The sequence below is a fragment of the Trinickia sp. Y13 genome (assembly GCF_029522115.1).
Taxonomy (GTDB): domain Bacteria; phylum Pseudomonadota; class Gammaproteobacteria; order Burkholderiales; family Burkholderiaceae; genus Trinickia.
Window position 1 is genome coordinate 32,648 of sequence record NZ_JAKWFK010000004.1, and the last position, 24,835, is coordinate 57,482.

A 24,835-nucleotide genomic window follows, 5' to 3' on the forward strand; every position below is an offset into this window, starting at 1 on the left:
CGTCCGTGCCGCTCAGTCGTCCTTGTCGCCGGCCTGCGTATCCGCGCCGGCGCCTGCTGTGTGACCCGTGGCCGGCGCCGTTGGCGCTGCGCGCCATTGCGTCCACCAACCGCCGAGCACCGCGACCACCAGCAGCACGGCGATTGCCCATCGCGCCCGGCGAATGCCTTCGTCGGCTCGCCCCGACTTGCGCCCCGTAATCATCGCGGTGATCAGGTTTTCGCGATGCATCAGGCTGCTCGCCAATACCGCCACGATGTGAACCGCGACCAGCGCAAGCATCGCGTTGGCGGCGCCTTCGTGAAGTTCCTCGAACCACTCCCCACCCGTACCGGTATAGGTCGCCCAGCCGGTCACGCCGACCGCGATCGTCGCCAGCAACATGGCGAGGACCGCGACCGCGCCAGCCGGATTGTGGCCAACGTGATGCTCTGGGCTTCCCTTTATGAGGCTGGTCAAATACCGGGCGACGGCGGCAGGCGCGCGCACGAACTCGGAGAAGCGCGCATAGCGCGTCCCAATCAGCCCCCACACGATCCGAAAACCGACGAGCCCGAGCATCGTATAGCCGAGCGTGACATGCAACAGGCGCCATCGCTCGCTTTCGGCAGTGAGCCACGCGCCGGCGAACGACGCGACCATGAGCCAATGGAACACGCGTACCGGCGCGTCCCACACTAGAATGCGGACCGTGCCGGCCGGCCGTGTTTGACCGTCAGCGCGGGATGCGAACGTATCGTTCATCGAAGTTTCCTCGATCAGCTTGGGTATGACAGGCAGCACAGTTCGAAGCGCTTTTCACGGCAGGCAGCCGCCAGGTCGATGCCGGGACCTCGTCGTGCTCGGCGATGAACCATCGCGAACGCGTGATGCGATCTTGCGGCGGGGCGCTCGCCGCGCCCGCTCCTTTCGCCGCATGCGCGGTGAGCCAGCCCTGTAGTTCCTTCACGGACGCAGCATCGAGCGATGCGTTCTGGCCGAAATGATGGTCCAGATCGCTCAAGATGCGCCGCCAAGATTCGGCGGGGAGCATGCCGGGCGGATACGCAATGTGGCAGGCCGCGCACTCCTGCCGGTACTTGGGCAACAACGGAGTGGCGCTCGTCTGCCGCTCCTCTTCTCCGAGGGCAAGGCTCGTGAGCGCTAGCCAGAAGAGCGCGGCAAGCGCCGATGCAGTGACGACGCGGCGGCGTGTAGTCATGGGTCGGTTTCTCGCTATTGAGTCTATGTCCGATGCGCTCGCACTATCGCTTGAGCGTCATCAGCCAACTGAGGACGTCGGCCTTCTCCGACGCCGTGCATTCGCGCCCCACCACATCCCCGCAATTGCGGCGGAACCATTTCTCCGTTTTTGCGCCATCCGTGAAGCGTTCGGGATTGAATGCCGGCGCGAGCGGGGCAATCGTCTTACCAGTAGCCGCGTGTTGTCCGTTGCCGGTTGGCGTCGCACCGTGGCACGTCGCACAGGCCCACTCGCGCCCATGCCGCGTTGTGAAGAACGCCTGACCGCGCGCAGGCGACGGCGCTGCACCGGCCTGTGCGGTGTACGCGCTCAACGCTTGCGCGGGCGTTTGCGCACGAGCGGCCGACACCGCACAGACAGCGGTCATAGCGGCCAAACACAGCAGCCGGGCCACGTTCGAGCGAGCCGAAGCGGTCATCGTTGATCCTCCCAGTTCATGCTCCGTATGTTCGGGCCGCTTCCTTACCGCATTCTTAACACTCGTGCCGCACCCGCACGCCGCGCTGAATGCAACGTCTGGGTCGTTCCCTCGTTCGCACCGGCATCAATCCGATGATGCATCCTGAGCGGCCGTATCGACCCCTGCCTGCCATTCGCGCCACACCGCTAGCAAGGTCGCGATCACGCACGGGCCGATGAAGACGCCGATGAGACCGAATGCCAGCGCGCCGCCCACGATGCCGAAAATCACGAGCAGGAACGGCATATGTCCCGCACTGCTGATGACGAACGGACGAATGACGTTGTCGATCCAGCTGACGGCCAGCGCACCCCACAGTAGCAGTCCAACGCCTGCCCACAAGTGGCCGCCGACGATCAATGCGATGCCCGCCGGCGCCCACACGAGCGGCGTGCCGAACGGCAACAGCGCCGCCACGGCGGTCAGCATCGCAAGCAGCAACGGAGCGGCGACGCCCGCCGCCCAGTACCCGATGCCTGCGAGCGTCCCTTGCGCCGCCGCGGTCAACACGATGCCTTGCACCACGGAACGACACACATCGCCGATAGCGGAGAGATAGACGTCCAGCCGTTCGCCCAAATAAGGCCTCAGCGAGTGCTTTACCTGAGCGAGCACGGTCTCGCCGTCGCGATAGGCAAAAAACAAGGTCAACAAAGCGAAGCCGAATTTGACGACGTTGCGCCCCAAGCCGCTCGCCAGCCGCGCCGCATCGCCGATCCAGTGGTTGCCCCACTGCGTCAGTTGCGCGCGCCATACCGAGGGTTCGCGCACGATTTCGTCCATCCATGCTTGCAGCCACGCGCCGACCCATGGCAATGACGCCACCGAGCGCGGCAACGAATCGTGCGCGCTCGAGAACCATGCCGCCATTTGCTTGAAAAACGAGATCGTCTCTCGCATGAGCGGCATGGTCAGCAGCAGCATAGGAACGACCAAGCCGAGCGTGACGATCAACGTCATGATTAACGCCGAGAGCGTTCGCCGGTTGCTCGTCACGCTGCGCACACCCTCGAATGCTGGCCAAGTCGCGTAAGCGATGATGAAAGCCCACGTCACGGGGATCAGGAACGGTCGCAGGACGACGACGCCCAGTGTCAGAAGCCCGGTAAGAAGCAGCGCATGCACGACGCGCTTGCCGAACGGTGTGGTCATTTCGGCCTCGATCCTTTCGCGCGCTTCGCTCCGCCGAGGCGTTCACGCATGGCGCCGAAAGTCACGTTATGGCGAATCAGGTGTTTCTCGCCCTCCACGAGGAGGAAAACCAGCGCCGACATCGCCAGGCAGACCGCGAGTTCGGCCGGGTCGAGCGGGCTCGTGCGAAGGGCGGCATTCAACGCCGGAACGTAGATCGCCGCCAATTGGCAAACGATCGTCAGTGCGATCGCCCCGAGCAAAGGCAGGTTCGAAGTCAGTCCTTTCGCGAAGAGCGACTCACGCTCGGAACGAACGGCAAGCACGTGGCCGAGTTGGGAAAAGGTCAACACCGTGAATGTCATCGTCTGCCAAGCAGCATGCCCGTAGCGCATCGCCCCGGCTTGCACGAGAAGCGTGACCGCTGCCATCGCCAAGCCGCCCAGCGCAATGTGCCACCACATGCCGTGCGCGAACACGCTCTCGCGTGCCGACCGAGGGGGTTCTTGCATGATCGTCGGCTCCGCGGGTTCGGCCGCCAACGCGAGGCCCGGCAAGCCGTCGGTGAGAAGGTTGATCCACAAAATGTGGATCGGCAGCAAGGGCGCAGGCAGCCCCAAAAAGGGCGCGGCGGCAATCACCCACAGTTCGGCCGAATTGCAGGTCAGCACGTACCGCATGAACTTGCGGATGTTTCCGTAAATGCGCCTGCCTTCTTCGACGGCCGCGACGATCGTAGCAAAGTTGTCGTCGAGCAAGACCAGGCTCGCCGCCTCTCGCGCAACATCGGTGCCGGCTTTGCCCATCGCCACGCCGATGTCGGCATGCGCGAGCGCGGGCGCGTCGTTCACGCCATCGCCAGTCATCGCCACGTAGCGGCCGCGCGCCTGAATCGCTTGCACGATGCGAATCTTTTGCGCGGGGTCCAGCCGCGCGAATACCTTCACATGTTCGATGCAGCGCGTGAGCGCGTCGTCCGTGAGCGTGGCGAGCTCGCGCCCTGTCATCACCGTGTCGCCTTCTTCGAGCATGCCGAGCGAACGTGCGATCGCTCGCGCCGTCGCCGGATGATCCCCCGTCACCATGACCGTGGTAATGCCGGCTGCACGGCATTTCGCAACGGCCGCGGGCACCCCGTCTCGCAGCGGATCGATCATTCCGATGAAACCGATCAACGTCAGCTCGCTTTCGACGGCTTCCACGCGCGTGCCTTGCGCGGGCAGCGCCGGCCACGCGCGCCGCGCAACGGCGAGCACTCTTAGCCCATCGACGGCCATCGCTTCCGCTGTGGCAAGTAATGCGCTTCGGTCCAGTTGGCCGTGCTCGTCATCGTCGTAGCCGTCGCGCGCCACGGCGGTGCACCGTTCGACGACTGCCTCCGGCGCGCCCTTCGTATAAGCGAGGAACCCGCTCCCCGCACGATGTATCGTCGTCATGCGCTTGCGGTCGGAGTCGAACGCGAACTCCATGCAGCGCGGCATCGTCTGCTCCAACTCGCGGCGGCGCAATCCCGCTTCGGCAGCCGCGCGCGACAACGCGACCTCGGTCGGATCGCCGATGGGCTCGCCGCGCTCGTCGTATCCGGCATCGTTGCTCAATGCCGCCGCTTCCAACAATTGGCCGGTTACGCCGTCGTGCGACGCAGCTTCCGCCGGTACCCGCGCCGCTGCGCTTGGGGACAATTGGGCGACGCGCATCTTATTGCACGTCAGCGTCCCCGTCTTATCGGTGCAGATGCAGCCCACCGATCCGAGCGTCTCCACCGCGGGCAACCTGCGCACGAGCGCGTTGCGCCGCGCCATGTTGCGACCGCCCAAGGCAAGCATGACGGTCACTACCGCGGGCAGCGCCTCCGGAATAGCGGCCACGGCCAGGCTCGCGGCCATGAGCAGCATCGGCAGCACTGCTTCGCCCCGCAGCACGCCCGCCACGAAGATCACGGCGCACACGCCCAATACGCCGATCGCGAGTTGCCGCCCGAAGGCGGCGAGACGTTTTTGCAGCGGAGTGGAGCCGGGCGACGCCTGCTCGAGCAGCGCCGCGATGCGGCCGAACTGCGTGTCCATTCCGGTCGCCACCACGATGCCGCGCGCGCGCCCGTACGTGACCACGGTGCCCTTGAAGACCATGTTGGTTTGATCCGCTATGGACAACGCGGCATCGCCCAGCGCGGCCACGCTTTTTTCGACGGGAACGGCTTCACCCGTCAGCGCCGCCTCGTCGACTTTCAATTGTGGCGCTTCGATCAGTCGCAAGTCCGCCGGGACCATGCCGCCGGCTTCCAGCAACACGACGTCGCCCGGCACGAGCAAAGCGGCCTCGATGATCGAGCGGCGGCCATCGCGCACGACGGTCGCTCGACCCGCACCAAGGCGCTTGAGCTCCGCCATCGCGCGGTCGGCGCGAAAGTCCTGAACGAAGCCGATGCTCGCGTTGAGCACGACGATCGCGGCAATCACCAAGAGATCTTCGATGTCGCCGAGTAGCCCCGAAACAACAGCGACAGCCACCAGCACGAGAATGGAGAAGTCGCGAAACTGCGCGGCGAACATCGCCGCGACGCTGCGCCGGGCGCCTTCGGCGATATCGTTGCGCCCATAGCGTTCGAGACGGCGCAACGCTTCGCCGCTATCCAGGCCGCGTTCGGCGTCGGACGCAATCGATTGCGCAATCGATTGCGCGGTTTGGGTGTGCCACATTCCTTTCTCGCAACTTTCATCCGCAATTCGAACATCTATTCACAGTACCGGCGGCCACTGCCGGACAATGTAGGATCGCGCACGCATCGCGTCGCTCCGTTGATATGCATCAACCGCGCGCGTATGGGGCATTTATGCGGGCTGCAACACATTCTCGAAAGCAATTCTCCCGAGTTTTCCGCACTTCACTTCGGTCCACGAATTCCGACGCGCTAAATTGGCGATGCCTCAAAGGGCGCACCCGCCCTTTGGGAGCAGTTCAAGCCAATTTCACACACGCACAAGGAACAACATGCGATTCGAAGTCAGCTCTGGATGCCGGCCTTTTCACGAGGCAGGCGAATTTAGCCAACTCATGGCCTACTACGAGGAAGACCGCCACGTCATGTGGATGATGCTGCGCTCTGCGCCGCGACCCTGCTTCAACCAGCAGTTGGTCACCGACATCATTCGCTTGGCGCGCGCCGCCCGCGAGTCTGGACTGCGGTTCGACTTTTGGGTCACAGGCTCCCTCGTTCCAGAGATTTTCAATGTCGGGGGCGATCTGAACTTCTTCGTCGACGTGATTCGCAAAGGAGAGCGCGACAGGTTGATGGCCTATGCCCGCTCGTGCATCGATGGCGTTTGGGAGATTTACAACGGCTTCGGCACCGATGCGATCAGCATTGCAATGATCGAGGGCAGCGCACTAGGGGGCGGCTTCGAAGCCGCACTGGCGCACCATTACGTGCTCGCGCAAAAGGGAACGAAACTCGGGTTTCCCGAGATTGCATTCAACCTGTTTCCAGGAATGGGGGGCTATTCGCTCGTGGCACGCAAGTCGAACATGCGCGTGGCGGAAACGTTGATCAGTACCGGAGAATCGCGGTTCGCCGAATGGCATGCCGAACAAGGGCTCGTCGACGAAGTGTTCGAGCCGGGCCAGGCTTTGATGGCGACGAGAACATTCATCGACGTCATGCGTCCCATGCTCAACGGCACGCGCGCGATGCTTCGCGCCCGTCAGCGCGTGCTGCCGCTCTCGCGCTCCGAACTCATGGACATCACCGAAGACTGGGTCAATTCGGCGTTCATGCTCGAGGAGAAAGACATCGCGTTCATGGAACGCCTCGTCGTGCTGCAGAACCGGCGCGTCTCCAAGCTCAAAGCCGTGCCCTGAGCAAGGACCCGCGCCTGGCCGCCGCCATGCAGTTGGCAAGCTCAGGCGATGAGCCTGAGCTTCTTCTTATCGGCCAGCCATGCCTCGAACGCCTGCGCCGCCATCGGCCTGGCGTAGAAAAACCCTTGCGCGAAGTCGACCCCGATGTCCTTCAGGAACTGAACTTCGCGCTCGGTTTCCACGCCTTCCGCCACGACCGAAAAGCCGAAGGCGCGCGCAAGGCTCAACACGGAGCGCACGAGCGACTGCGCTTGGAAGTTCTGGTCGATGCCCGTGATGAAGCTGCGATCGAGCTTGATCACATCGATCGGCAACCGCGTCAATTGCGATAGAGACGAGTAACCGGTGCCGAAGTCGTCGAGCAAAATGCGCGCGCCCAGCTGCTTGAATTGCCTCATGAGGTCGACAGCGGCCTTTTCATCGTCGATGAAACAGCTCTCCGTCAATTCGATGTCGATCAGCGTACGGGCCGACTGGCTTTGCTCGACCAGCTCGCGCAGCTGGGTGACGATCGCGACGTCGCGCAGCTGACGCGCCGACACGTTCACGGAGATGCGGATATCGAGGCCGCTTTCGTGCCAACGCGTCGCCTGTGCGACCGCTTCCTCCATCAGCCACCGCCCGATCGGAATGATGAGGCCCGATTCCTCGGTGAAGCGGATGAACTCGCCGGGAGGCACGAGCCCGCGGCTCGTGGATTGCCAGCGCAGCAAGGCTTCCACGCTGTGCAGACGCCCCGTGCAGAGGTTGATCAGCGGTTGGTAATGCAGGACGAACTGCTTCTCCTCGATCGCTCTTCTGAGCTCGGTATCGAGCCAAATGTATTTGGCGACCTTTTGATTCATCTCGGGCGAAAAGACGCAATACGTATGCTTGCCCGCCTCCTTGGCCGCGTACATGGCCGTATCCGCGTGCGAGATCAGCGCTTCCAGCGTCTCGCCGTGCTCGGGGAACAACGCGATGCCGATCGAGCAACTCGTGTAGACATCCATCAAATCCAAATGAACCGGCGCGCGCAGCCGGTCGATGATCGTTTCGGCGAGCGTCTGCAACCCTTCCTGAGTGCAAGGATCGACTAGGATCAGGAACTCGTCTCCGCCCAGGCGTGCGATGGTCGCCCCTCGCGGCAAGCAGTCGCTCACGATTTCGGAGACGCGCTTGATCAGCCGGTCGCCATTGACGTGCCCGAAGTGATCGTTGACGCGCTTGAAGTTGTCGAGGTCGAGAAAGACGATGCCCAGCACGCGGTCCTCGTCGTCGCGCGCCCGCTCCAGCGCAGCCTCGATCGTCGCATTGATCGCGTAGCGATTCATGAGGCCCGTGAGCACGTCCTTCGTCGCCAAGTCGTTCAAGCGATTGCGAGCATCGCGCTCATCGGTGATATCCAAACCCGAACAGATGATGAATTCTTCTTCGATTCCGCTGCCGCTATGAACGAACTTATTGCGGAACTGAAAAAGGCGCGGACCTTTGACCGTATTGATGACGCGCTCGACCTCGAACGATTTCCCGCTCGCGAAGAATTGCGCGATGTTCGTACGGGATTGCCGGCCTTGCTCCGGGCTCATGAACATGTCGAACGCGCTTTTGCCGATGACATCGACTTCGCGCATGCCGGTCACTTCTTCGCACATCCGGTTGAAACGCTGCACCGTGCCGTTTCGATCGAGAATAACGACGAGCGAATTGACTTCCGATACGACTTGCTCGGCCGCAGCGAGCCCGGTCGACAGCGCGCTCGCCACCGAAACCGTGTCCGAATAATCGGCGGCCGTGCCTGCCCAGTCGGTCAAATTGACCTTTTTACCGACGAGATGGAGGGTCAACCCATGGCCGAACAGAGAAATCTCAAGCAGCAGGTGCGACGTGACCCCGGTTAGGCTACGAATCTGCGCTGCCTGCGCGTCGGTAAGCGCAACGCTGACATTGGTCTGGCCGCGCACCGCAGCCAGCTCCAGCGCGTTGCTGTCGCTGCCTAGGCGCCAGCACGGGCTTTTCGTTCCGAGGAGGACTTCCAGCACTGCGCAATCGTTTTCGTCGAAAAACATAGCTGGCCCCGTTGAACAAACGAACCATTCTACTGCCTACCGGCAGTCTCCAAAAGTGCGAATTGCATTGCAATTTGGCGCTATTTCTGTAATGAAAGTGCCTTTAAATGCGGTTATGCACGCTTACTGATGCGACTGCAATCGGCAAAGCCCTCTTTTGACGTAAGTTCTTGATAGCACAAATAATGGCAATGGGGGGACGTTTTTGCCGCATACATCGCGGCATCGGCCTTTGCCAGCAAATCATCGGCATGGCTGCCGTCGGCCGGGAATTCGCTGCTTCCCATGCTCGCGCCTACCTTCATGCGATGGGCGCCGAGCGTTACGGGCTCGTTAAGCGCCTCCTGGGCGCGACGCACCGCATTCGGGACGTCATCCGGCGATCGAACGCCCTCCACGAGAATAACGAATTCGTCGCCGCCCAGCCGTGCCAAGATACATGAATCGGGCAGCGCGCCGCGTAGCCGCTGCGCAACGATGGCGAGCGTCCGGTCGCCGGCCGAGTGTCCGAGCCGATCGTTGATTTGCTTGAAACCGTCGAGATCGACGAAGATCACCGCCAAGCGCCCTCCCCGAAGCCTCGCCTGCGCAATCGCCGTCTCGAGCTGCTCCAAGAACCCCATGCGGTTGGGCAGGCCCGTTAGCGTGTCGTGCCCGGCCAGGTGGGTCAATTCCCGTTGCTTGGCATGCAGCGTCTTCATCTGCGTGCGGATCTCGAGACGCATGCCTTCGAAGCAGCGTGCCAGCACGCCAATCTCGTCCGAGCGCGAAACCGGCAGTCTCTCGCCGCCCGTCTCATCGAAGATATGCGCCGCGGCGTGGGCGAGTACCCGCAGGGGCCGAGCCAAGGCGCGCGCGAACAAGATGGCCAGCACGATTGCGAAGGCGCTCCAGATCAACACCATGCGCACGATCTGCTGACCCAATGCGTTGGCCGACGCCAACACCGTCGTGAGCGAGCGGCCCAGGCCAAGCACGATGAAGCGATTGCCATCGACGAGGCCAAACGGCGATCGCACGAACGCGAATGCCTGCGCCGGCACGCGGCCGGCCGATGAAGCGAGGTTGAACGTCACGTCGGTCGTGCCGCCGGTGAACAGGGAGCCGGTGGCGGGAAAGCTCGCTTGCATCAGCACGCGCCGGCCGCGCTCGAACCCAAAGGTCTGGCTCGGATCGGGGTGAATCAGGAAATCGCCCCATTCGTTCGCCAGATAGATTGCATAGCCAGTTCGCAGATCATCGCCGAGCCGCTGGAATACCTGCGCCAAATCGACGTCGATGACGAGCACGCCCACCTTGCTGCCATCCACATCGACGATCGGCGCGCCGACCGTCATCGCAGGCTTGCCACCCGCTTCCGAACCGGCCTCGCGCGTGAGCCCGATCGGTGACAGATAGACGCGCCCCGCCGCCGCCGCTAGCGTATCGAAGACATACGGAGACTGGCCTTTCTCGCGAAACTCGTCCTCGCCCGCGACGACGATGCCTTGCGCCGCCCGCTCCACGCGAATGCGTTCGAGCCCGTGGTGGCTGCGAGTAATTAGGCGTATCTGCAAGTACTCGGGGTGATGCGTCATGAACTGCAAAAATACCTGCTCGATCCTCGCCCGGCCGGCGCGCGACGTTTCATCGCCGCGTGCGACGGCGACCGACGACGGCAACGTGGACAATACCAGGACGTCGTCCGCCACATCGCCCAGCGCGACCGTGAAACGTTGAGCCAGAAACTGCGTGGAGGTGAGCAAACTACGCTCGGCCTCCTTCATCAGCATGGCGCGATTGGCGCGGTAGCTGTAATAGCCCGTCGCACCCGATGCCGCGACGCCGATGCAAACGAGCAAGATCGATAGGCGGGACGTCAAACCCAGCTTGATCATTTCGGGAAGCTCCCCAGCCGCGCGCCCGCTTCGATCCGCTGCCACAGCGCTTCACGCTGCGCGATGCTCTCCACGCGTGCGATCCAGACGAGCCGCTGCCCCAATAGAGATTCCTCGCTGGGCGAAGCCGTCACGGTATTGGCCAGCCCCTGCCGCTCGGTGAGTTGCGCCGCGATCTGCGGCTCGAGCATGTAATTGATCCACTCATGGGCGAGTTCGCGGTTTCCCGCGCCATTGACCACCGCCCAGCAATCGAGCCATGCAAGCGCGCCCTCGTCCGGAATCACGTAACCCACATCCACGCCGGCTCGGCGCAACAGTGCCACTTGCTGCGTGCCGTAATTGCCGAACATCAGGGCCGCGTGATGCTGCACGAACAGCGCGGTCGCCTCCTCGGGAAGCGTGTAATACGCGAGCAGGTTTTGCCGCAGGCGTACGAGTTCGCGCGCGACGGTGCGCATTTGCGCCGGCGACAGCTCAAAGGGATCGCGATAGCCGAGCGCCAACGCCGTGAACGAGAAATTGTGCTGGGCGCTATTGAAGTCGAGCACCTTGCCACGGTAACGCGGGTCCCATAGCGCGCGCATCGAGCGCGGGGCAACCGCGATCTGTTTGCGGTCGTAGATAAGCCCCATGGATGAATAGGTAAATGGAATTGCCAATGCATTTGCGCCGTCCATGAGCCCGCCGATCGCTTCGAGCTTTTGGAAATAAGGGCGCTGGCGCCGGCGGTTAGGGATCAGAGATAGATCGAGCGGCGCCAACAACCCGGCGCGTGCGTAGCGCTGGATCTCCGCGGTATTGGCCGCGAGGACATCGAACGGCGGCAGCGAGGCGCTATGCATGCGCGCCCACAGCGCCTCATCGGAATCGACGAAGGTCACCTCGACCTTGGCATGAAAACGCTTCTCGAATGCGGCAACCCAATCGTCATCGGCGTAGCCCGGCCACGCCAGCACGCGCAACACGGCTTTACGCGGAGCGCCGGAATCGGCCAGCGTGCCGCCCCACGAAAAGCACAGCAAGACGATGATGACCGCGACAGGCGTCACCATTTTGCCCGCGCAGATGCGGGCAGACCATCCCCGTATGAATCGGAGAACGACCATATTCATGTCGCCTCACGCGTGACACATTTTTGAATGTCTTCACTGTTGCGGGCCAGCCCAGCAAGCAATGCGAGCCTTCATATCGAAGGCAGGGCGCACCGCGCAACATGCACGCGCCAATATGCCAGTTCCGAAAGAACCACGCAATACGACTATCCGCGAAGAAGGACGCCGCACCCGAACGATGCGGGGCCGCTGCGCGCCGGGCGCGCAGCAATGGCACCGAGTGTGTGCACTCAAACGCGCTCAAGCAACACGGCGATGCCTTGCCCCACGCCGATGCACATGGTGCAAAGCGCGTAGCGGCCGCCGCTTCGGGCGAGTTGATAAGCGGCCGTGGTGGCGAGCCGCGCCCCCGATGCGCCAAGCGGGTGGCCGAGCGCGATGGCTCCGCCGTTCGGATTGACGCGCGCATCATCATCGCCGATCCCGAGTGTTCGCGTCACGGCCAGCGCTTGCGCAGCAAACGCTTCATTCAATTCGATGACATCTATCTGCTCGAGACGCAGCCCGGCAACGCGCAAGACTTTGCGCACCGCCTCGATCGGCCCGACGCCCATCACGCGCGGCGCAACGCCCGCGCTCGCCATGGCGACGACCCGCGCGCGCGGGCGCAGGCCAAAGCGCGCAACCATCGCTTCGTTCGCCAACAACAACGCACATGCCCCGTCGTTCACGCCCGATGCGTTGCCGGCCGTCACCGTGCCGTCGGGGCGCACGACGCCCTTGAGCTTGGCGAGCGCCTCGAGCGTCGTGGCGCGCGGATGTTCGTCCTTCGTCACGACGATCGGATCGCCCTTCTTTTGAGCGACCGACACCGCCATGATTTCTTCGGCGAACCGCCCGCTTTCCTGCGCGGCGGCCACGCGCTGCTGGCTACGCAATGCAAATGCGTCTTGATCCTCGCGACTCACGCCGAATTGCTCCGCCACGTTCTCGGCGGTTTCAGGCATCGAATCCACCCCGTACATGGCCCGCATCGCCGGGTTGACGAAGCGCCAGCCGATCGTCGTGTCTTCGATCTTGGCCGCGCGGCTGAATGCGCTCTCGGCTTTTGCCATGACGAACGGCGCGCGGCTCATGCTCTCGACGCCGCCCGCAATCATCAGCCCGGTCTCGCCGCTCTTGATCGCGCGCGCGGCAATCGCCAGCGCATCGAGCCCGGAGCCGCACAGCCGATTGACGGTGCTGCCTGGGACGCCGACGGGCAAGCCGGCGAGCAAGCTCGCCATACGCGCGACATTGCGATTGTCTTCGCCGGCTTGGTTGGCGCAGCCGAAAACGACATCGTCGATTGCACTCCAATCCACCGCCCGATTGCGCTCGATCAGCGCCTTGATCGGCGCCGCGGCGAGATCGTCGGCGCGCACCGTCGATAGCGCGCCGCCGTACCGACCGATAGGAGTTCTAATTGCATCGCAGATAAAAGCGTTTTCCATCGAAGATCCTTGGCATGGGGGCGCGACTGCAGCGCGCGGGGAGTCGAAAAGACAACGACAGACCGCATCGGGCGGCCCGCATACGGCGACCGGCCTGCGCCGGCATGAGCCGGTTCTTGGCCTGCACGATGAATCTTGGAGGTGTACATTCCGAGCGTCAAGTGCGATTATCACAAATGTGTGCGATTATCGAACCTCTTCAAGCCAGAGTGTGGAATGCGATGAAACGACCGAGCCCTGGTCCCGATAGGGAAACATCAGATGAAAACACCGAGCAAGTCGAGCAAGTCGACAGCGGCGAAACATCGGATGCGGCGCCGACTGGCGATCCGAACTTCATGACTTCGCTCGAGCGAGGCCTGGCCGTGCTGCAAGCCTTCTCCCAAGAGCGTCGCGTGCTGACGACCTCGCAGATCAGTCAGCGCACCGGCATTCCGCGCGCCGCCGTTAGGCGCTGTCTCTATACGCTCGCGAAGCTGGGCTTCGTGACCGAGGAAGACAACCGCTTGTTCTCGCTGCGTCCTCGCGTGCTCAAGCTCGGTCACGCTTACCTCGCGACCACGCCGCTCGCGCACGCGGCTCAGCCCGTGCTGCGCCATATCAGCGGAACGCTCAACGAATCGAGTTCGGTGGCCATACTCGATGGAGACGAGATCCTCTACATTGCTCGCGCATCGACTTCGCGCATCATGTCGATCGATCTCCATATCGGCAGCCGCCTGCCTGCGTATTGCACATCGATGGGACGCGTGCTGCTGGCGCAATTGAGCCCCGACGCGCTGGACGCTTACCTCGATCGCACGAAGCGCATTCAATACACGCCTCGCACGATCGTCTCGCTCGACGGGTTGCTCGACACGCTCGAATCCGTGCGCTGCAATGGCTACGCGCTCGTCGATCAAGAACTGGAAATCGGGCTGCGCTCGATCGCGGTGCCGGTCAAGGGCGCCGACGGGCGCGCCACCGCAGCGCTCAATGTCGGCGTGCAAGCGGCGCGCATCTCGGTCGCGGAAATGGAGAGCCGGATTCTGCCGGCCTTGCTCGAAGGTGCGCAGGAACTCGCGCTGCTGTCGCTTTGACTGGGGCCCGTACAGGCGCTAGGCGAGAAAATCCATTACGGCCGCGGTGAATGCTTCGGCCGCCTCGACGTTCGATAGGTGTGACGCGTCCAACACCACCATGCGCGCGCGCGATACGCGTTCGACCAGGAACCGCGCATCGTCCACGGTGGTCACCGGGTCCTGCCCGCCCGCAATGACGAGCGTCGGCGCCTTGATCGAGTCGATTTCCTCACGCAGATCGGCCACGGACAACGCATCGCAACACGCCGCGTAGCCGTCCCGCGGCGACGCGCGCAATTGCTCCGTCAGTCGGCGCACCGAGTCCGGTTCGCGCTCGATGAAATTCGCGGTGAACCATCGCCCCGCCGCACCGTCCGCCACTTCCGCCATGCCGCGCGCGCGCACCAGTTCGGCGCGCTGCGTCCATCCCGCGGATGTTCCGATACGCGCAGCGGTGTTCGCGACGATCAGCTTATCGATGCGTTCGCCTGCATGCACGCCGAGCCACTGCCCCGTCAAACCGCCCATCGAAATCCCGCAGAAATGCGCGCGTTCGATGCCTAAGGCGTCGAGTACGGCAAGCGCGTCGCGACCGAGCAAATCGACGCTATACGCACCGGGCGGCGCCGCAGAGCGCCCATGTCCGCGCGGATCGTATCGCACGACGCGGTAGCGCTCGGCGAGCGCATCGAGTTGCGGCAGCCACATGTCAATCGTGGTGCCGAGCGAATTCGATAGCACGAGCGCGGGTGCGTCAGTCGGGCCCGCGCTCGTATAAGCGATGCCTTTGGCACGCTGCACAGTGGTTTCAATCATGCCGAACCTTATCGATCAAGACCGCAAAAGCGGCACGGGCGTCACTTCCTGCAGGGTGTCGAAACCGAGCCCTTCGACGATATCGATGACCACGAGCCCGCGCGCGGTCACATCGATCACGGCCAGATCCGTGTAGATGCGATCGACGCACGCGATGCCCGTCAGCGGATAACTGCACTGCGCCACGAGCTTGCATTCGCCGGACTTCGTCAGGTGGTCCATCATGACGAACACCTGCTTGGCGCCGATGGCGAGATCCATCGCGCCCCCCACGGCGGGAATCGCATCGGCTGCGCCCGTGTGCCAGTTCGCCAAGTCGCCCGTTTTCGAAACCTGAAATGCTCCCAGCACACAGATGTCGAGATGGCCGCCGCGCATCATCGCGAAGGAATCGCCGTGATGGAAGAACGCCCCGCCCTCGAGCAACGTCACGGGCTCTTTCCCGGCATTGATCAATTCGGGGTCTTCCTCTCCCGGCCCGGGTGCGGGCCCCATGCCGAGCAATCCGTTTTCGCTATGCAGGAAGATTTCCCGCTCGGCCGGCAGGTAGTTGGCCACCTTCGTCGGCAAGCCAATGCCGAGATTGACATATGCCCCTTCAGGGATATCGCGGGCCACCCGTTGGGCGATTTGATCGCGCGTCCACTTGTTCATCGAAAGCTCCTCACGCGGCGCGCGCAATCGCTTGCGGCACCGCAACGACACGCTGCGTAAAAATGCCCGGCGTGACGATGGCTTCGGGATCGAGCGCGCCGAGCGGAACGATTTCCGACACCTGAGCGATCGTCGTCGTCGCGGCCATGGCCATGATCGGCCCGAAATTGCGCGCCGCCTTGCGGTAAACCAGATTGCCCCAACGATCGCCGCGATGCGCCTTGATCAGGGCGAATTCGGCTTTGATGGGGTACTCGAGCACGTAGGGCTTGCCGTCGATCACGCGCGTTTCCTTGCCTTCGGCCAAGCGCGTGCCGTAGCCGGTCGGCGTGAAAACTGCGCCGAGCCCGGCGCCCGCCGCTTGTATCCGCAGCGCGAGATTGCCCTGCGGCACGAGTTCGAGCTCGATCTGCCCGGCGCGAAACAATGCGTCGAATACCTGCGAATCCGCTTGGCGGGGAAACGAGCAAATGATCTTGCGCACCCGCCTCGCCTTGAGCAGCGCGGCAAGACCGATCTCGCCATTGCCGGCGTTGTTGTTGACGATGGTGAGTTCACGCGCGCCTTGTTCGATCAGCGCATCGATCAACTCGGCCGGTTGTCCGGCGGAACCGAAGCCGCCGATCATGACGGTGGCGCCGTCGGCGATACCGGCGACAGCCGCTTCGAGCGAGGAAATTGTCTTGTCGATCATCGATGTGTGCGCTTGATGGCAGCGCCCTCCGTCCTTCAAGTTGACGACCAATTTAGAGGGCTGCCCCAGCATAGTCAACGGCGATTATCGAAAAACTGTGCGGTTATCGAACATCGCACGATTGCCGGCCACCGGCCCTAGATGTCGAAAAACACCGTTTCGCGTCCGCCGTCGGGCGTGTCCTGCAGGCGAATATCGAGCGAGTACACGATCGCGCCTGCTCGCTCGCTGCGTTGCGCGATCAGTGTCTGGCGTCGCACCGCCCATTCGATGCCGGTGAGCACGGGATCGCCTTGGTTAGCCTCGGCTTCGTCGCCGAAATACAGGCGCGTATGAAGCCCGGCGTTGATGCCTCGTGCGAACAGCGCCAAACATACATGCGGCGCTTGCGGCACACCGCCGGCGCCGACAGCACGCCCCGGCTTGATCGTCTCGAACCGGAACGCGCCCGTGTCGAAGTTGGCGCACGCCCGCCCCCATCCGCGGAACGCTGGATCGAGGGGCCGGTCCTGGACATCGCCCGGATGCGCATACTTGCCCTCCGCGTTTGCTTGCCAGATTTCGACCAGCACGTCGCGCACGAGCGAGCCCGACCCATCGAACACGCGCCCTTCGATCGCAATGCGCTCGCCACGCGTTTGGGGCGAAACGAGCACAGGGCCGAAATTGTTTTCGAAGATGTCGAACCCGGCTTGCTTCGGCGCGAGTCCAATATGAACGTAGGGGCCAGCCGTTTGCGAAGCCGTTTCGGGAAAGCGAACCGGAGCGAACGAAGCCGACGGCGAAATCGGAGAAAACGTGAAGCGGCTCATGACTTGTCTTCCCCTTTCTGTTTCTCAGCCTCGAAGTAGGTCGCACGCCGGCCGCGCAATGTGATGTCGAAGCGATAGCAGCGGCTGTCGAGCGCAATGTTGTTGCCGGTATCTTGCAGCGCGATCAGCCCGCGCACTTGCTCCTCGCTCGGGATCGTCTTGATGATCGGGCACTGCGCGATGAGCGGATCGCCTTCGAAGTACATCTGCGTGATGAGACGCTGCGCCCAACCGTCGCCGTTCAACGAGTAGTGAATATGCGAGGGCCGCCAATCGTTGATGCGATTGCGCCATGGATACGGGCCCGGTTTGATCGTGCGATAGACGTAATAGCCGTTTTCGTCGGTCAGCATGCGCCCGCAGCCGCCGAAGTTCGGGTCGACCGGCGCCAAATACTTGTCGTTGCGGTGCCGATAACGTCCACCCGCATTGGCTTGCCACACTTCCACCAGCGCATTCGGCACGGGACGGCCGAACTCGTCGCGCACGAAACCGTGCACGACGATGCGCTCGCCGATCGGCAACCCCGTTTTGGCGAAGTTCAGGATCAAGTCGTTATCGAGGGGACCGAGTTCGTCGGCGCTGAACACGGGACCGGTCCGCTCAGATACCGTGTTCAGCGTTGAAATCAACGCATTGCGCGGCGAGCGCAGCACGCTCGTCTTGTACTCCGGCGTATAAGCCGGAGGATGCATGGCGGTGTCGCGCTGGGCGAAATCGCCATAAATGCGGCCTGCAACGGCCGTCGGCAGATCTGACATGGTTATCGCTCTCCTCCCGGTAAGCATGCCCCGCCTGCTGCGACGGGGCCGCGATGATGGATGCTCACTCTAGGGCGCATGCCTGCGCGCGTAAATTGACTTCTGTTCCGCCAATCCATAACCTCCGGTAATGGAAACCAAAATCAGCTTTCGCCATGTCAGTTGCTTCCTCGCGATCGCTCGCGAGCGCCATCTCGGCCGCGCCGCCGAGCGTTTGAATCTGACTCAGCCGGCCGTTTCCAAAACGTTGGCCGAACTCGAATCGCTCGCGAACATCCATCTCGTCGAGCGAGGAAGACATGGCGCGCGTCTGACGCCGGCCGGCGAGCATTTTCTGCGCTATGCCGTCGGCGTCGAGCAAGCGATGGAATCGGCCGCGGGTGCGTTGCAAGGTCCCGTCACACCGCCCGTCACGATTCTCGAACTCGGCGCATTGCCGACCGTCGCGAGCGGGATCGTGCCCAACGCGCTGCTACGTTTGCGTGAACGCCATTCGCAAACGGGCGTACGGCTTCATACCGCGACGAACGACATGCTGCTGTCGGCGCTCAAAGCGGGACGGCTCGATTGTGCGATCGGCCGCATGGCGGAACCGTCGATGATGCAGGGCATCTCGTTCGAATTGCTCTACGCCGAGCCCCTCGTGATGGCCGTGCATCCACGCCATCCGTTGATGAGCGCGCGCCACGCCTCGCCCCAATCGGTGCTCGCCTATCCGCTCGTGGTCTCCCCGAGCGGCACCGTGCCGAGGCTGCATACCGACGCCTTCTTCGATGCGCACGCGTTGCACGTGCCGGGCAATTGCATCGAAACCCTCTCCGTTTCCGTCGCGCGCCTTCTGGCTCGGCGCTCCGACGCGGTCTGGATCACGCCCGAGTTCGCAGCGCGCGACGATCTGGAGCGTGGCGACCTGGCCGCGCTGCCGCTCGCCGTCACCAACGCGGAAGAACCCGTCGGACTCCTGCGTCGCAGCGCGGGCGAACCCGTCGAACTCGTCGAAACGCTCGCCGCAATTCTGCGCGAGCTCACGCTAACCAACGATGGCCGAGGACCCGCGCGTGCGCGCCGGCCGATACGCCGCGCGCCCGCTACGCGCGCGCGAAAACGCTGATGGCGCGCATGGCGATTCGGGCGGGCTTGACCATCGCCGCCCGCGAAGCTTAGGATCTAGCCAGTCGTTCGATGTTCATCTGTTTGTTCGATAATCGAACAAACAGAGCGAGCGACTCGATCACCGGACGCACCGCCGCTCGCGTGCCGCAAAGCTCGGGCGACACCCTTCCCTCTTAGCTGAATGAATCGCGCACCATGTTCGAGTATCCGGGACGACTCAACGACAGGCTCACCTCGACCGATGCGATGCTCGCCGTATTCGCACCCGGCGCTACCGTGCAGCGAATGCTCGACGTCGAAGCGGCGCTTGCACGGGCACTGGCAAAGGCGGGGGTCATTCCCGGCGACGCTGTCGCGCCGATCGAAGCTGCCTGCCATGCCGACCTGATCGATGCCGGCGCTCTGACCGAGGCGGCGGCACGCGCGGGCAATCTCGCGATACCGCTCGTCAAGCAACTAACGGCATGCGTGTCGAGCCGAGCAGCGGACGCAGCCAAATACGTGCATTGGGGCGCGACGAGCCAGGACATCATCGACACCGGCATGGTGCTTCAACTGCGCGATGCACTCGATGAAATCGAACTTGGCCTGGACCGTCTCTGCGACGTGCTCGCAAGGCAAGCCGCCGCGTTCCGTGACACGCCGATGATCGGACGCACGTGGCTGCAACAAGCGCTGCCAATCACACTCGGGCTCAAATTCGCGCAATGGCTCGATGCGCTCGAGCGGCACCGGGAACGGCTCGCGCAATTGCGCGCTCGTGCCATCGCCTTGCAATTCGGCGGTGCAGCCGGCACGCTTGCCAGCCTTGGCGCTGCGGCGCCAGCGGTCGCGCAAGCCTTGGCGAAAGAGCTTGCCCTGCCGTTGCCGAGCGTGCCGTGGCATACGCAACGCGACCGTATCGCGGAAGCGGCCACCGTGCTCGGGCTTCTCACCGGCACGCTCGGAAAAATCGCGCGTGACGTCTCGCTGCAGATGCAAACCGAGATCGGCGAACTGGTTGAGCCGTCGGCAGCGGGCAAAGGCGGATCCTCGACGATGCCTCACAAGCGCAACCCCGTCGGTTGCGCCGCCGCGCTGACCGCGGCCGCGCGTATGCCGGGGCTCGTCGCCACGATGCTCGCTGCCATGCTCCAAGAGCACGAGCGCGCGCTGGGCGGTTGGCAGGCCGAATGGGAAACGTTGCCCGACATCGCAAGACTGTGTGCGGGCGCATTGGCGAACATCAGTGAAGTCGCGGCCGGGCTGGAGGTCGATACCGCACGGCTCGCCGCCAATCTAAACCTGACCCGCGGCCTCGTCCTCGCCGAAGCCGCGATGCTGGCTCTCGGTGCATCGCTTGGCCGCTTGCGGGCGCACGAGCTCGTCGAGCGCGCGTCGCGCGAAGCCGTTCGAAGCGGACGCGCGTTGCGAGCGGTCCTGGGCGACAACCCGGATGTCACCCGTGTGCTCGACGAGCGTCAACTCGATGCGCTGTTCGACCCGGCCAACTACAGCGGGCAGGCGCGGCAATTCGTCGACGCCGTGCTCGAGCGGTATCGGACCGCGCGTTGAATGCTTCCCGATCGGATCACTCTGCGAACCTCGATATGAATGACGAAGAACGTTATGAAGCGGGCATGAAGACACGGCGCGCCGTCCTAGGGGACGCGCATGTCGATCGCTCGCTGGCCAACCGCACCGCGTTGACAGAAGAGTTTCAGGACTTCATCACGCGTTACGCGTGGGGCGAGATTTGGACGCGCGAGGGATTGCCGCGGCACACGCGCAGCCTGTTGACGATCGCCATGATGGTCGCGCTCAATCGCGGCGAGGAATTGGCGTTGCACCTGCGCGCGGCCGCGAATAACGGTGTCACGCGCGACGAAATCAAAGAAGTGTTGCTGCAAACGGCCATCTATTGCGGCGTACCCGCGGCCAATTCGGCATTTCATCTCGCCGATCGGATCTTCCGCGAGCAAGACGCGCAACCCTGAGCGAAGACATTCGCGCGACCGGAGGCCGCGCGAATGCCCACCCTATCGTCAGAACAGGGTTGCAATGCCTACCATGCCGACGAATTGCGAATGCGTCGACGAAAGCGTGCCGTTTTGCGAATCGCCCACCGCCGGGGCTGCGTCGACGATGTTACCCGCCCCCTTGCTACCAAGCGTCTGGCCGCTCGCGTGCTGGTAAGCCTGCAGCGCCCTCGGGCAATCGCAAGGGTCCACCCATGCATGCGCAGCAAGCGCATGCGTTAATCAAGCCTTAAGCTTGCTGTGTCACGCTGCACCCATGGCCCTGCGAACCCGATGCTCGGCCGCCAAATTACAGGGAGGTGCGAAAATGTCAAAGCGATCGATTTCGCTGTTCGCGTGTGCGGGTGTCCTGCTTGCCTCGCCACTCTTCTCGGCGGCCAGCGAGCCGACCAAAGTCACCATCAAGCTCTCGGATGGAAGCAACGGCCAGATGGCCTTGACGGTTAGCCCTAAGAAGATCCCGCCGGGCCCCGTCGAATTCACGATCCAGAACGTATCGGGTAACACCAAGCATGAATTTTTGTTCGCACGATGGTCGCGCCCCGACGGCAAGCTGCCCTATGACGCGAAAACGCAACAAGTGCAGGAAGACGCCGTGAACGGACTCGAGGGCGTGGAAGATTTGAACCCGCACGAAAGCGTGACCGCACAGTTCACGTTGAGCAAGGGGCGATATGTCGTGTTCTGCAACGAGCCGGGGCATTACCGCAGCGGCATGCACGCCGAATTCGTAGTCGGCTCAGCAAAATAAGCGGGAAAACCCCAGCGTCCTGCGGTCTCGCCAACAATTCGTGATCGAACGCTTCGGCTGCACCCCGGCTCGTCACGGCCAGCCACGACCCCGCCTGGCCGCGAGATCCATTCAGCGGCCTCCCGGCCGCAGCAACACCTTGATCGAATCGAGCGAATTGGCGACCTTGATCGCCTCCTCCCACTCATCGATCGCGAAGCCATGTGTGACGATTCCTTTCGACGTCACGAGACCGCGCGCGAGTAGATCGATGGCGATCGGGTAGCAATACGGGCCAAGATGCGCACCGCGCACGTCGAGCTCCTTGCGATCGCCGATGATCGACCAATCGACCGACGTCTCCGCCCCAAACACCGAGAATTCGACGAAGCGCCCAAGCTTGCGAATGAGATCGAGGCCTTGCGGCACGCCTGCGGGGACACCCGTGGTTTCGATGTAGACGTCACAGCCGTATTGATCGGTGATCGAGCGCACGATCGCAAGGGCGTCGTCCTTTTTCGGATTGATCGTGATGTCCGCGCCGTACTCGCGCGCCAGCGCGAGACGCTCCTCCACGAGGTCGATCACGACTAGCTTCTTCGGCGTTTTCAAATGCGCCACTTGCGTCATCATCAAGCCGAGCGGCCCAGCGCCGGCAATCACGACGACATCGTTCAATTGGATATCGCCGCGGTTGACCGTGTGAATCGCGCAAGCGAGCGGTTCGATGATGGCCGCATCCTCGATCGAAATGCCGTCGGGAATCTTATGCACGATCGCCGTGGGCGGGAAACGCATGTATTCGGCCATGCCGCCGTCGGCCACCTCGCGCTGAAAGCCGAAAATGTTGTGGACCTCGCACATCCAGTATTGCCCCGATTTGCAGTATCGACATTTACCGCAGGGCACGATCTGCTCGGCGATCACGCGCTCGCCCACGTTTACGCCGAAATGCTCGGCGGCGCCCTCGCCCAATTCGTCCACGTAGCCGAAGAACTCATGCCCCGGAATCACTGGCGCCTTGACCCACGGACTCGGGCCGCCCCAAAACATCTTCGCGCCCGAATAGCACTTGCAGTCGCTCGCGCAGATGCCGCAGGCGGCGATGCGAATCACGAGCTCGTTAGGGCCGGGGCGGGGCCGCGCGACCCGCTCGACGCGATAATCCTTCGGGGCGTGGCATACGATCGCCGTCATTTTCGTCGTCTCGTTCGGTGTACTCATAGTCGGCTCGCTTCAAATGAGAAAGGAACTCGGCTTTCAGCGCGCGAGAAAGCCGCCGTCGACGGCAAGGCTTACGCCATTGATCATGCGTGCTTCGTCGCCGAGCAAATACGCGATCGTCTGCGCCACCTCTTCCGGTTGCACGAACCGGTTCAACGGGATGCGCGAGAGCATTTGCGACGCTTTGGCCGGGTCGCTCCAAGCTTGCTCGGCCATCGGCGTCAAAGTAACGGTTGGGTTGACAGCGTTCACGCGGATGCCCTGCGGGCCGAGTTCGACGGCCATCACACGCGTGAGCGCATCGAGCGCGGCCTTGGATGCGCAATAGGCGGCGTGCAACGCAAATCCGATCTGTGCCGAGATGCTCGAGACGTTGACGATCGCCCCGCCCAAGCCGCGCTCGATCATGCTGCGCGCGCAGACTTGCCCGACGATCATCGCGGCGCGCACGTTGACGGCCATCGTCTCGTCGAACGCATCGACATCGCATTCGAGAAACGGTTGCAGCCGCGCAATGCCCGCATTGTTCACGAGCAGATCGATCGGTTGCGAGGCCTGCGCCGCGGCCCGGGCCGCCGCTGCATCCGCCAGGTCGACAGCATGCGTCTCGCAGCCGATCGCACGCTCGAGCGCGCGCAGATCGTCCGCCGAACGGCTCAACGCGACCACGCTCGCTCCACGCGCAGCAAGCAGCGAGGCCGTTGCGCGGCCGATGCCCTTGCCCGCTCCCGTTACAAGGACGCGCTTTCCCAAAAACGCGTTGCCGCTGTCAGCGGTATCCGTCGCACTCACGATTAGGATTCCTTATGGTTCCTCGCACAGACGCCGCGCGGTATCTTCGTCGGTAACGAGCGTCGACACATACCCGCCGCGCAACGTCGCGCGCGTGACGAAAAATTTCTTGGCGCCGCCACTGGCCAGGATCACGTGCTTGATGCCCCGCAAATCGTCGAGCGCCATGGCCACGGTGCGCCGGTTCAGCGGATGGTTGATGAGCTTGCCGTGCTCATCGACGAAATGACCGAGCACGTCGCCCACCGCGCCCGCTTTGCGCAGCGTGCGCAAATCCTCGGGATCCTTGACGCCGTAGGTGATGACGAGCGATTCGGTGAGATCGCCGGCCGTGACCAACGCGAGATCCGAGCCACGCGCGAGCTCGTAGGTTTCGCGCACGGCGTCTTCCTGCAGGATGACGTCCCGCACCTTCTGGCTGCTGACGTAAATGGGCGCAGGGAAGAGATAACCGTCCGCATGGCAGAGATCGGCGAAGTCGGAGACGATATCGAACGTGTTGATGCTCGGGCAATGCGCGAGACCGCCTTGTAGCGACACGGCCGAGAGCGGGCCGTAGGAGCGCTGCGGCAGCGCGCGCAGCACCGCGCGGATCGTGCGGCCCCAGCCAAGGCCGATGGTATGGCCGGCCGCGATGTGCTGCACCAAGTAATTGGCCGTGCCGATGCCGAGCGCGGCCATCGTCGCTTCGTAAGTGTTGCCGGTCGGGACGACGACCGCCGCCAGCAGACCGAACCGGTCGACGAGTTGCTCCTCGAGCGCGACGCACGGCGCGATGCGGCTGTTGATCGTAATGCGCACGAGGCCCGATTCGCGGCTCGCCGCCAGCAAGCGATTGACGCGCACGCGATTCGTGCCGAGCAATTGAGCGATTTCCTGCTGCGTCATGTTGCCGACGTAGTAATGCCAGGCGACGCGCGTCTGCAGTTCTTCTTCGCTATCGACGCCTTCGTCCGGTTCGACGCTTGGCGCGGATTGGGGGGTCTTGCCCATGA

Annotated in this window: 23 protein-coding genes and 1 pseudogene; 6 read left to right on the plus strand and 18 right to left on the minus strand. The window is 63.3% G+C overall.

Annotated features, from left to right (window positions below; translation table 11 throughout):
• Nucleotides 1-12: 12 nt before the first annotated feature.
• The 5 genes from MMB74_RS08720 to MMB74_RS08740 form a co-directional block, all read right to left on the minus strand.
• Entirely contained in the window at nt 13-744 is a 732-nt protein-coding gene (locus tag MMB74_RS08720) for a cytochrome b/b6 domain-containing protein (protein ID WP_277428230.1), read from the minus strand.
• On the minus strand, nt 716-1,201 hold the full coding sequence (locus MMB74_RS08725; protein WP_277428231.1) for a diheme cytochrome c: 486 nt from the start codon (nt 1,199-1,201) through the stop codon (nt 716-718). The genes MMB74_RS08720 and MMB74_RS08725 overlap by 29 nt, the downstream gene beginning before the upstream one ends.
• A gap of 43 nt (nt 1,202-1,244) precedes the next feature.
• On the minus strand, nt 1,245-1,610 hold the full coding sequence (locus tag MMB74_RS08730) for a DUF1924 domain-containing protein (RefSeq protein ID WP_277428616.1): 366 nt from the start codon (nt 1,608-1,610) through the stop codon (nt 1,245-1,247).
• Between the two features lie 177 nt (nt 1,611-1,787).
• Nucleotides 1,788-2,855, minus strand: coding sequence for an AI-2E family transporter (locus MMB74_RS08735; protein WP_277428232.1), 1,068 nt, complete (start codon nt 2,853-2,855; stop codon nt 1,788-1,790).
• Nucleotides 2,852-5,533: a cation-translocating P-type ATPase gene (locus MMB74_RS08740; protein WP_277428233.1), complete on the minus strand. Its 2,682-nt coding sequence runs from the start codon at nt 5,531-5,533 to the stop codon at nt 2,852-2,854. The genes MMB74_RS08735 and MMB74_RS08740 overlap by 4 nt, the downstream gene beginning before the upstream one ends.
• A gap of 292 nt (nt 5,534-5,825) precedes the next feature.
• On the opposite strand from MMB74_RS08740, the gene MMB74_RS08745 reads away from it, so the two are divergent.
• A complete protein-coding gene (locus MMB74_RS08745) occupies nt 5,826-6,692 on the plus strand; it encodes a crotonase/enoyl-CoA hydratase family protein (RefSeq protein WP_277428234.1) in 867 nt (288 codons plus the stop codon).
• Nucleotides 6,693-6,733: 41 nt separating this feature from the next.
• Here MMB74_RS08745 and pdeR read toward each other — a convergent pair whose 3' ends face one another.
• The 4 genes from pdeR to pcaF all read right to left on the minus strand — a co-directional run bounded on the left by pdeR (nt 6,734) and on the right by pcaF (nt 13,165).
• A complete protein-coding gene (gene pdeR, locus MMB74_RS08750; RefSeq protein ID WP_277428235.1) occupies nt 6,734-8,740 on the minus strand; it encodes a cyclic di-GMP phosphodiesterase in 2,007 nt (668 codons plus the stop codon).
• 113 nt (nt 8,741-8,853) lie between these two features.
• Nucleotides 8,854-10,617, minus strand: a complete 1,764-nt coding sequence (locus tag MMB74_RS08755) for a diguanylate cyclase (RefSeq protein ID WP_277428236.1) — start codon at nt 10,615-10,617, stop codon at nt 8,854-8,856.
• Nucleotides 10,614-11,672, minus strand: coding sequence for an extracellular solute-binding protein (locus MMB74_RS08760; protein ID WP_277428237.1), 1,059 nt, complete (start codon nt 11,670-11,672; stop codon nt 10,614-10,616). Before MMB74_RS08760 ends, MMB74_RS08755 begins: the two co-directional genes overlap by 4 nt.
• 290 nt (nt 11,673-11,962) lie before the next feature.
• Nucleotides 11,963-13,165: a 3-oxoadipyl-CoA thiolase gene (pcaF, locus tag MMB74_RS08765; RefSeq protein ID WP_277428238.1), complete on the minus strand. Its 1,203-nt coding sequence runs from the start codon at nt 13,163-13,165 to the stop codon at nt 11,963-11,965.
• Between the two features lie 221 nt (nt 13,166-13,386).
• Here pcaF and MMB74_RS08770 point away from each other — a divergent pair, with 221 nt between their 5' ends.
• On the plus strand, nt 13,387-14,244 hold the full coding sequence (locus tag MMB74_RS08770; RefSeq protein ID WP_277428239.1) for an IclR family transcriptional regulator C-terminal domain-containing protein: 858 nt from the start codon (nt 13,387-13,389) through the stop codon (nt 14,242-14,244).
• 18 nt (nt 14,245-14,262) lie between these two features.
• Here MMB74_RS08770 and pcaD read toward each other — a convergent pair whose 3' ends face one another.
• The 5 genes from pcaD to pcaH all read right to left on the minus strand — a co-directional run bounded on the left by pcaD (nt 14,263) and on the right by pcaH (nt 17,963).
• Nucleotides 14,263-15,042: a 3-oxoadipate enol-lactonase gene (pcaD, locus tag MMB74_RS08775; RefSeq protein ID WP_277428240.1), complete on the minus strand. Its 780-nt coding sequence runs from the start codon at nt 15,040-15,042 to the stop codon at nt 14,263-14,265.
• A gap of 15 nt (nt 15,043-15,057) precedes the next feature.
• Nucleotides 15,058-15,696 (minus strand): 3-oxoacid CoA-transferase subunit B, encoded by a 639-nt coding sequence (locus tag MMB74_RS08780; RefSeq protein WP_277428241.1) that lies wholly within the window; start codon nt 15,694-15,696, stop codon nt 15,058-15,060.
• A 10-nt stretch (nt 15,697-15,706) separates the two neighbouring features.
• Complete coding sequence (locus tag MMB74_RS08785; protein ID WP_277428242.1) at nt 15,707-16,390, minus strand: 3-oxoacid CoA-transferase subunit A; 684 nt, start codon at nt 16,388-16,390, stop codon at nt 15,707-15,709.
• Between the two features lie 137 nt (nt 16,391-16,527).
• Complete coding sequence (gene pcaG, locus MMB74_RS08790; RefSeq protein ID WP_277428243.1) at nt 16,528-17,202, minus strand: protocatechuate 3,4-dioxygenase subunit alpha; 675 nt, start codon at nt 17,200-17,202, stop codon at nt 16,528-16,530.
• Nucleotides 17,199-17,963 carry a protocatechuate 3,4-dioxygenase subunit beta gene (gene pcaH, locus MMB74_RS08795; protein ID WP_277428244.1) on the minus strand — a complete coding sequence of 255 codons (765 nt, stop codon included), beginning with the start codon at nt 17,961-17,963 and terminating at the stop codon, nt 17,199-17,201. The genes pcaG and pcaH overlap by 4 nt, the downstream gene beginning before the upstream one ends.
• Nucleotides 17,964-18,093: 130 nt before the next feature.
• Here pcaH and MMB74_RS08800 point away from each other — a divergent pair, with 130 nt between their 5' ends.
• The 3 genes from MMB74_RS08800 (at nt 18,094) to pcaC (ending at nt 21,052) form a co-directional block, all read left to right on the plus strand.
• Entirely contained in the window at nt 18,094-19,074 is a 981-nt protein-coding gene (locus MMB74_RS08800; RefSeq protein WP_277428245.1) for a LysR substrate-binding domain-containing protein, read from the plus strand.
• Between the two features lie 197 nt (nt 19,075-19,271).
• On the plus strand, nt 19,272-20,630 hold the full coding sequence (locus tag MMB74_RS08805; RefSeq protein ID WP_277428246.1) for a 3-carboxy-cis,cis-muconate cycloisomerase: 1,359 nt from the start codon (nt 19,272-19,274) through the stop codon (nt 20,628-20,630).
• A 35-nt stretch (nt 20,631-20,665) separates the two neighbouring features.
• Nucleotides 20,666-21,052, plus strand: coding sequence for a 4-carboxymuconolactone decarboxylase (gene pcaC / locus MMB74_RS08810; RefSeq protein WP_277428247.1), 387 nt, complete (start codon nt 20,666-20,668; stop codon nt 21,050-21,052).
• 48 nt (nt 21,053-21,100) lie between these two features.
• On the opposite strand, the pseudogene MMB74_RS08815 reads toward pcaC, so the two are convergent.
• A pseudogene (locus MMB74_RS08815) lies at nt 21,101-21,262 on the minus strand (porin); the annotation flags it as partial.
• A gap of 139 nt (nt 21,263-21,401) precedes the next feature.
• Between MMB74_RS08815 and MMB74_RS08820 the strand changes: the two are divergent.
• Nucleotides 21,402-21,845, plus strand: a complete 444-nt coding sequence (locus MMB74_RS08820) for a hypothetical protein (protein ID WP_277428248.1) — start codon at nt 21,402-21,404, stop codon at nt 21,843-21,845.
• Nucleotides 21,846-21,956: 111 nt separating this feature from the next.
• On the opposite strand, the gene MMB74_RS08825 is transcribed toward MMB74_RS08820, so the two are convergent.
• Genes MMB74_RS08825 through MMB74_RS08835 form a run of 3 tightly spaced genes read right to left on the minus strand, consistent with a single transcriptional unit; the run spans nt 21,957 to nt 24,833 of the window.
• The gene (locus MMB74_RS08825; RefSeq protein WP_277428249.1) at nt 21,957-23,048 is read right to left on the minus strand and encodes an alcohol dehydrogenase catalytic domain-containing protein; all 1,092 of its coding nucleotides are present in this window, start codon (nt 23,046-23,048) and stop codon (nt 21,957-21,959) included.
• 36 nt (nt 23,049-23,084) lie between these two features.
• Entirely contained in the window at nt 23,085-23,840 is a 756-nt protein-coding gene (locus MMB74_RS08830; RefSeq protein ID WP_277428250.1) for an SDR family oxidoreductase, read from the minus strand.
• A 12-nt stretch (nt 23,841-23,852) separates the two neighbouring features.
• A complete protein-coding gene (locus MMB74_RS08835) occupies nt 23,853-24,833 on the minus strand; it encodes a sugar-binding transcriptional regulator (protein WP_277428251.1) in 981 nt (326 codons plus the stop codon).
• Between the last annotated feature and the right edge of the window lie 2 nt (nt 24,834-24,835).

Bases quoted from the DNA above. Each gene is read 5' to 3' on its own strand.
- MMB74_RS08730 (WP_277428616.1), bottom strand. From the start codon at position 1,610: ATGACCGCTGTCTGTGCGGTGTCGGCCGCTCGTGCGCAAACGCCCGCG.
- MMB74_RS08760 (WP_277428237.1), bottom strand. From the start codon at position 11,672: ATGGTGACGCCTGTCGCGGTCATCATCGTCTTGCTGTGCTTTTCGTGG.
- MMB74_RS08785 (WP_277428242.1), bottom strand. From the start codon at position 16,390: ATGATCGACAAGACAATTTCCTCGCTCGAAGCGGCTGTCGCCGGTATC.
- pcaC (WP_277428247.1), top strand. From the start codon at position 20,666: ATGAATGACGAAGAACGTTATGAAGCGGGCATGAAGACACGGCGCGCC.
- MMB74_RS08740 (WP_277428233.1), bottom strand. From the start codon at position 5,533: ATGTGGCACACCCAAACCGCGCAATCGATTGCGCAATCGATTGCGTCC.
- MMB74_RS08780 (WP_277428241.1), bottom strand. From the start codon at position 15,696: ATGAACAAGTGGACGCGCGATCAAATCGCCCAACGGGTGGCCCGCGAT.
- pcaF (WP_277428238.1), bottom strand. From the start codon at position 13,165: ATGGAAAACGCTTTTATCTGCGATGCAATTAGAACTCCTATCGGTCGG.
- MMB74_RS08725 (WP_277428231.1), bottom strand. From the start codon at position 1,201: ATGACTACACGCCGCCGCGTCGTCACTGCATCGGCGCTTGCCGCGCTC.
- MMB74_RS08720 (WP_277428230.1), bottom strand. From the start codon at position 744: ATGAACGATACGTTCGCATCCCGCGCTGACGGTCAAACACGGCCGGCC.
- MMB74_RS08820 (WP_277428248.1), top strand. From the start codon at position 21,402: ATGTCAAAGCGATCGATTTCGCTGTTCGCGTGTGCGGGTGTCCTGCTT.
- pdeR (WP_277428235.1), bottom strand. From the start codon at position 8,740: ATGTTTTTCGACGAAAACGATTGCGCAGTGCTGGAAGTCCTCCTCGGA.
- MMB74_RS08835 (WP_277428251.1), bottom strand. From the start codon at position 24,833: ATGGGCAAGACCCCCCAATCCGCGCCAAGCGTCGAACCGGACGAAGGC.
- MMB74_RS08735 (WP_277428232.1), bottom strand. From the start codon at position 2,855: ATGACCACACCGTTCGGCAAGCGCGTCGTGCATGCGCTGCTTCTTACC.
- MMB74_RS08805 (WP_277428246.1), top strand. From the start codon at position 19,272: ATGTTCGAGTATCCGGGACGACTCAACGACAGGCTCACCTCGACCGAT.
- MMB74_RS08800 (WP_277428245.1), top strand. From the start codon at position 18,094: ATGGAAACCAAAATCAGCTTTCGCCATGTCAGTTGCTTCCTCGCGATC.
- MMB74_RS08825 (WP_277428249.1), bottom strand. From the start codon at position 23,048: ATGAGTACACCGAACGAGACGACGAAAATGACGGCGATCGTATGCCAC.
- pcaD (WP_277428240.1), bottom strand. From the start codon at position 15,042: ATGATTGAAACCACTGTGCAGCGTGCCAAAGGCATCGCTTATACGAGC.
- pcaG (WP_277428243.1), bottom strand. From the start codon at position 17,202: ATGAGCCGCTTCACGTTTTCTCCGATTTCGCCGTCGGCTTCGTTCGCT.
- pcaH (WP_277428244.1), bottom strand. From the start codon at position 17,963: ATGTCAGATCTGCCGACGGCCGTTGCAGGCCGCATTTATGGCGATTTC.
- MMB74_RS08745 (WP_277428234.1), top strand. From the start codon at position 5,826: ATGCGATTCGAAGTCAGCTCTGGATGCCGGCCTTTTCACGAGGCAGGC.
- MMB74_RS08770 (WP_277428239.1), top strand. From the start codon at position 13,387: ATGAAACGACCGAGCCCTGGTCCCGATAGGGAAACATCAGATGAAAAC.
- MMB74_RS08755 (WP_277428236.1), bottom strand. From the start codon at position 10,617: ATGATCAAGCTGGGTTTGACGTCCCGCCTATCGATCTTGCTCGTTTGC.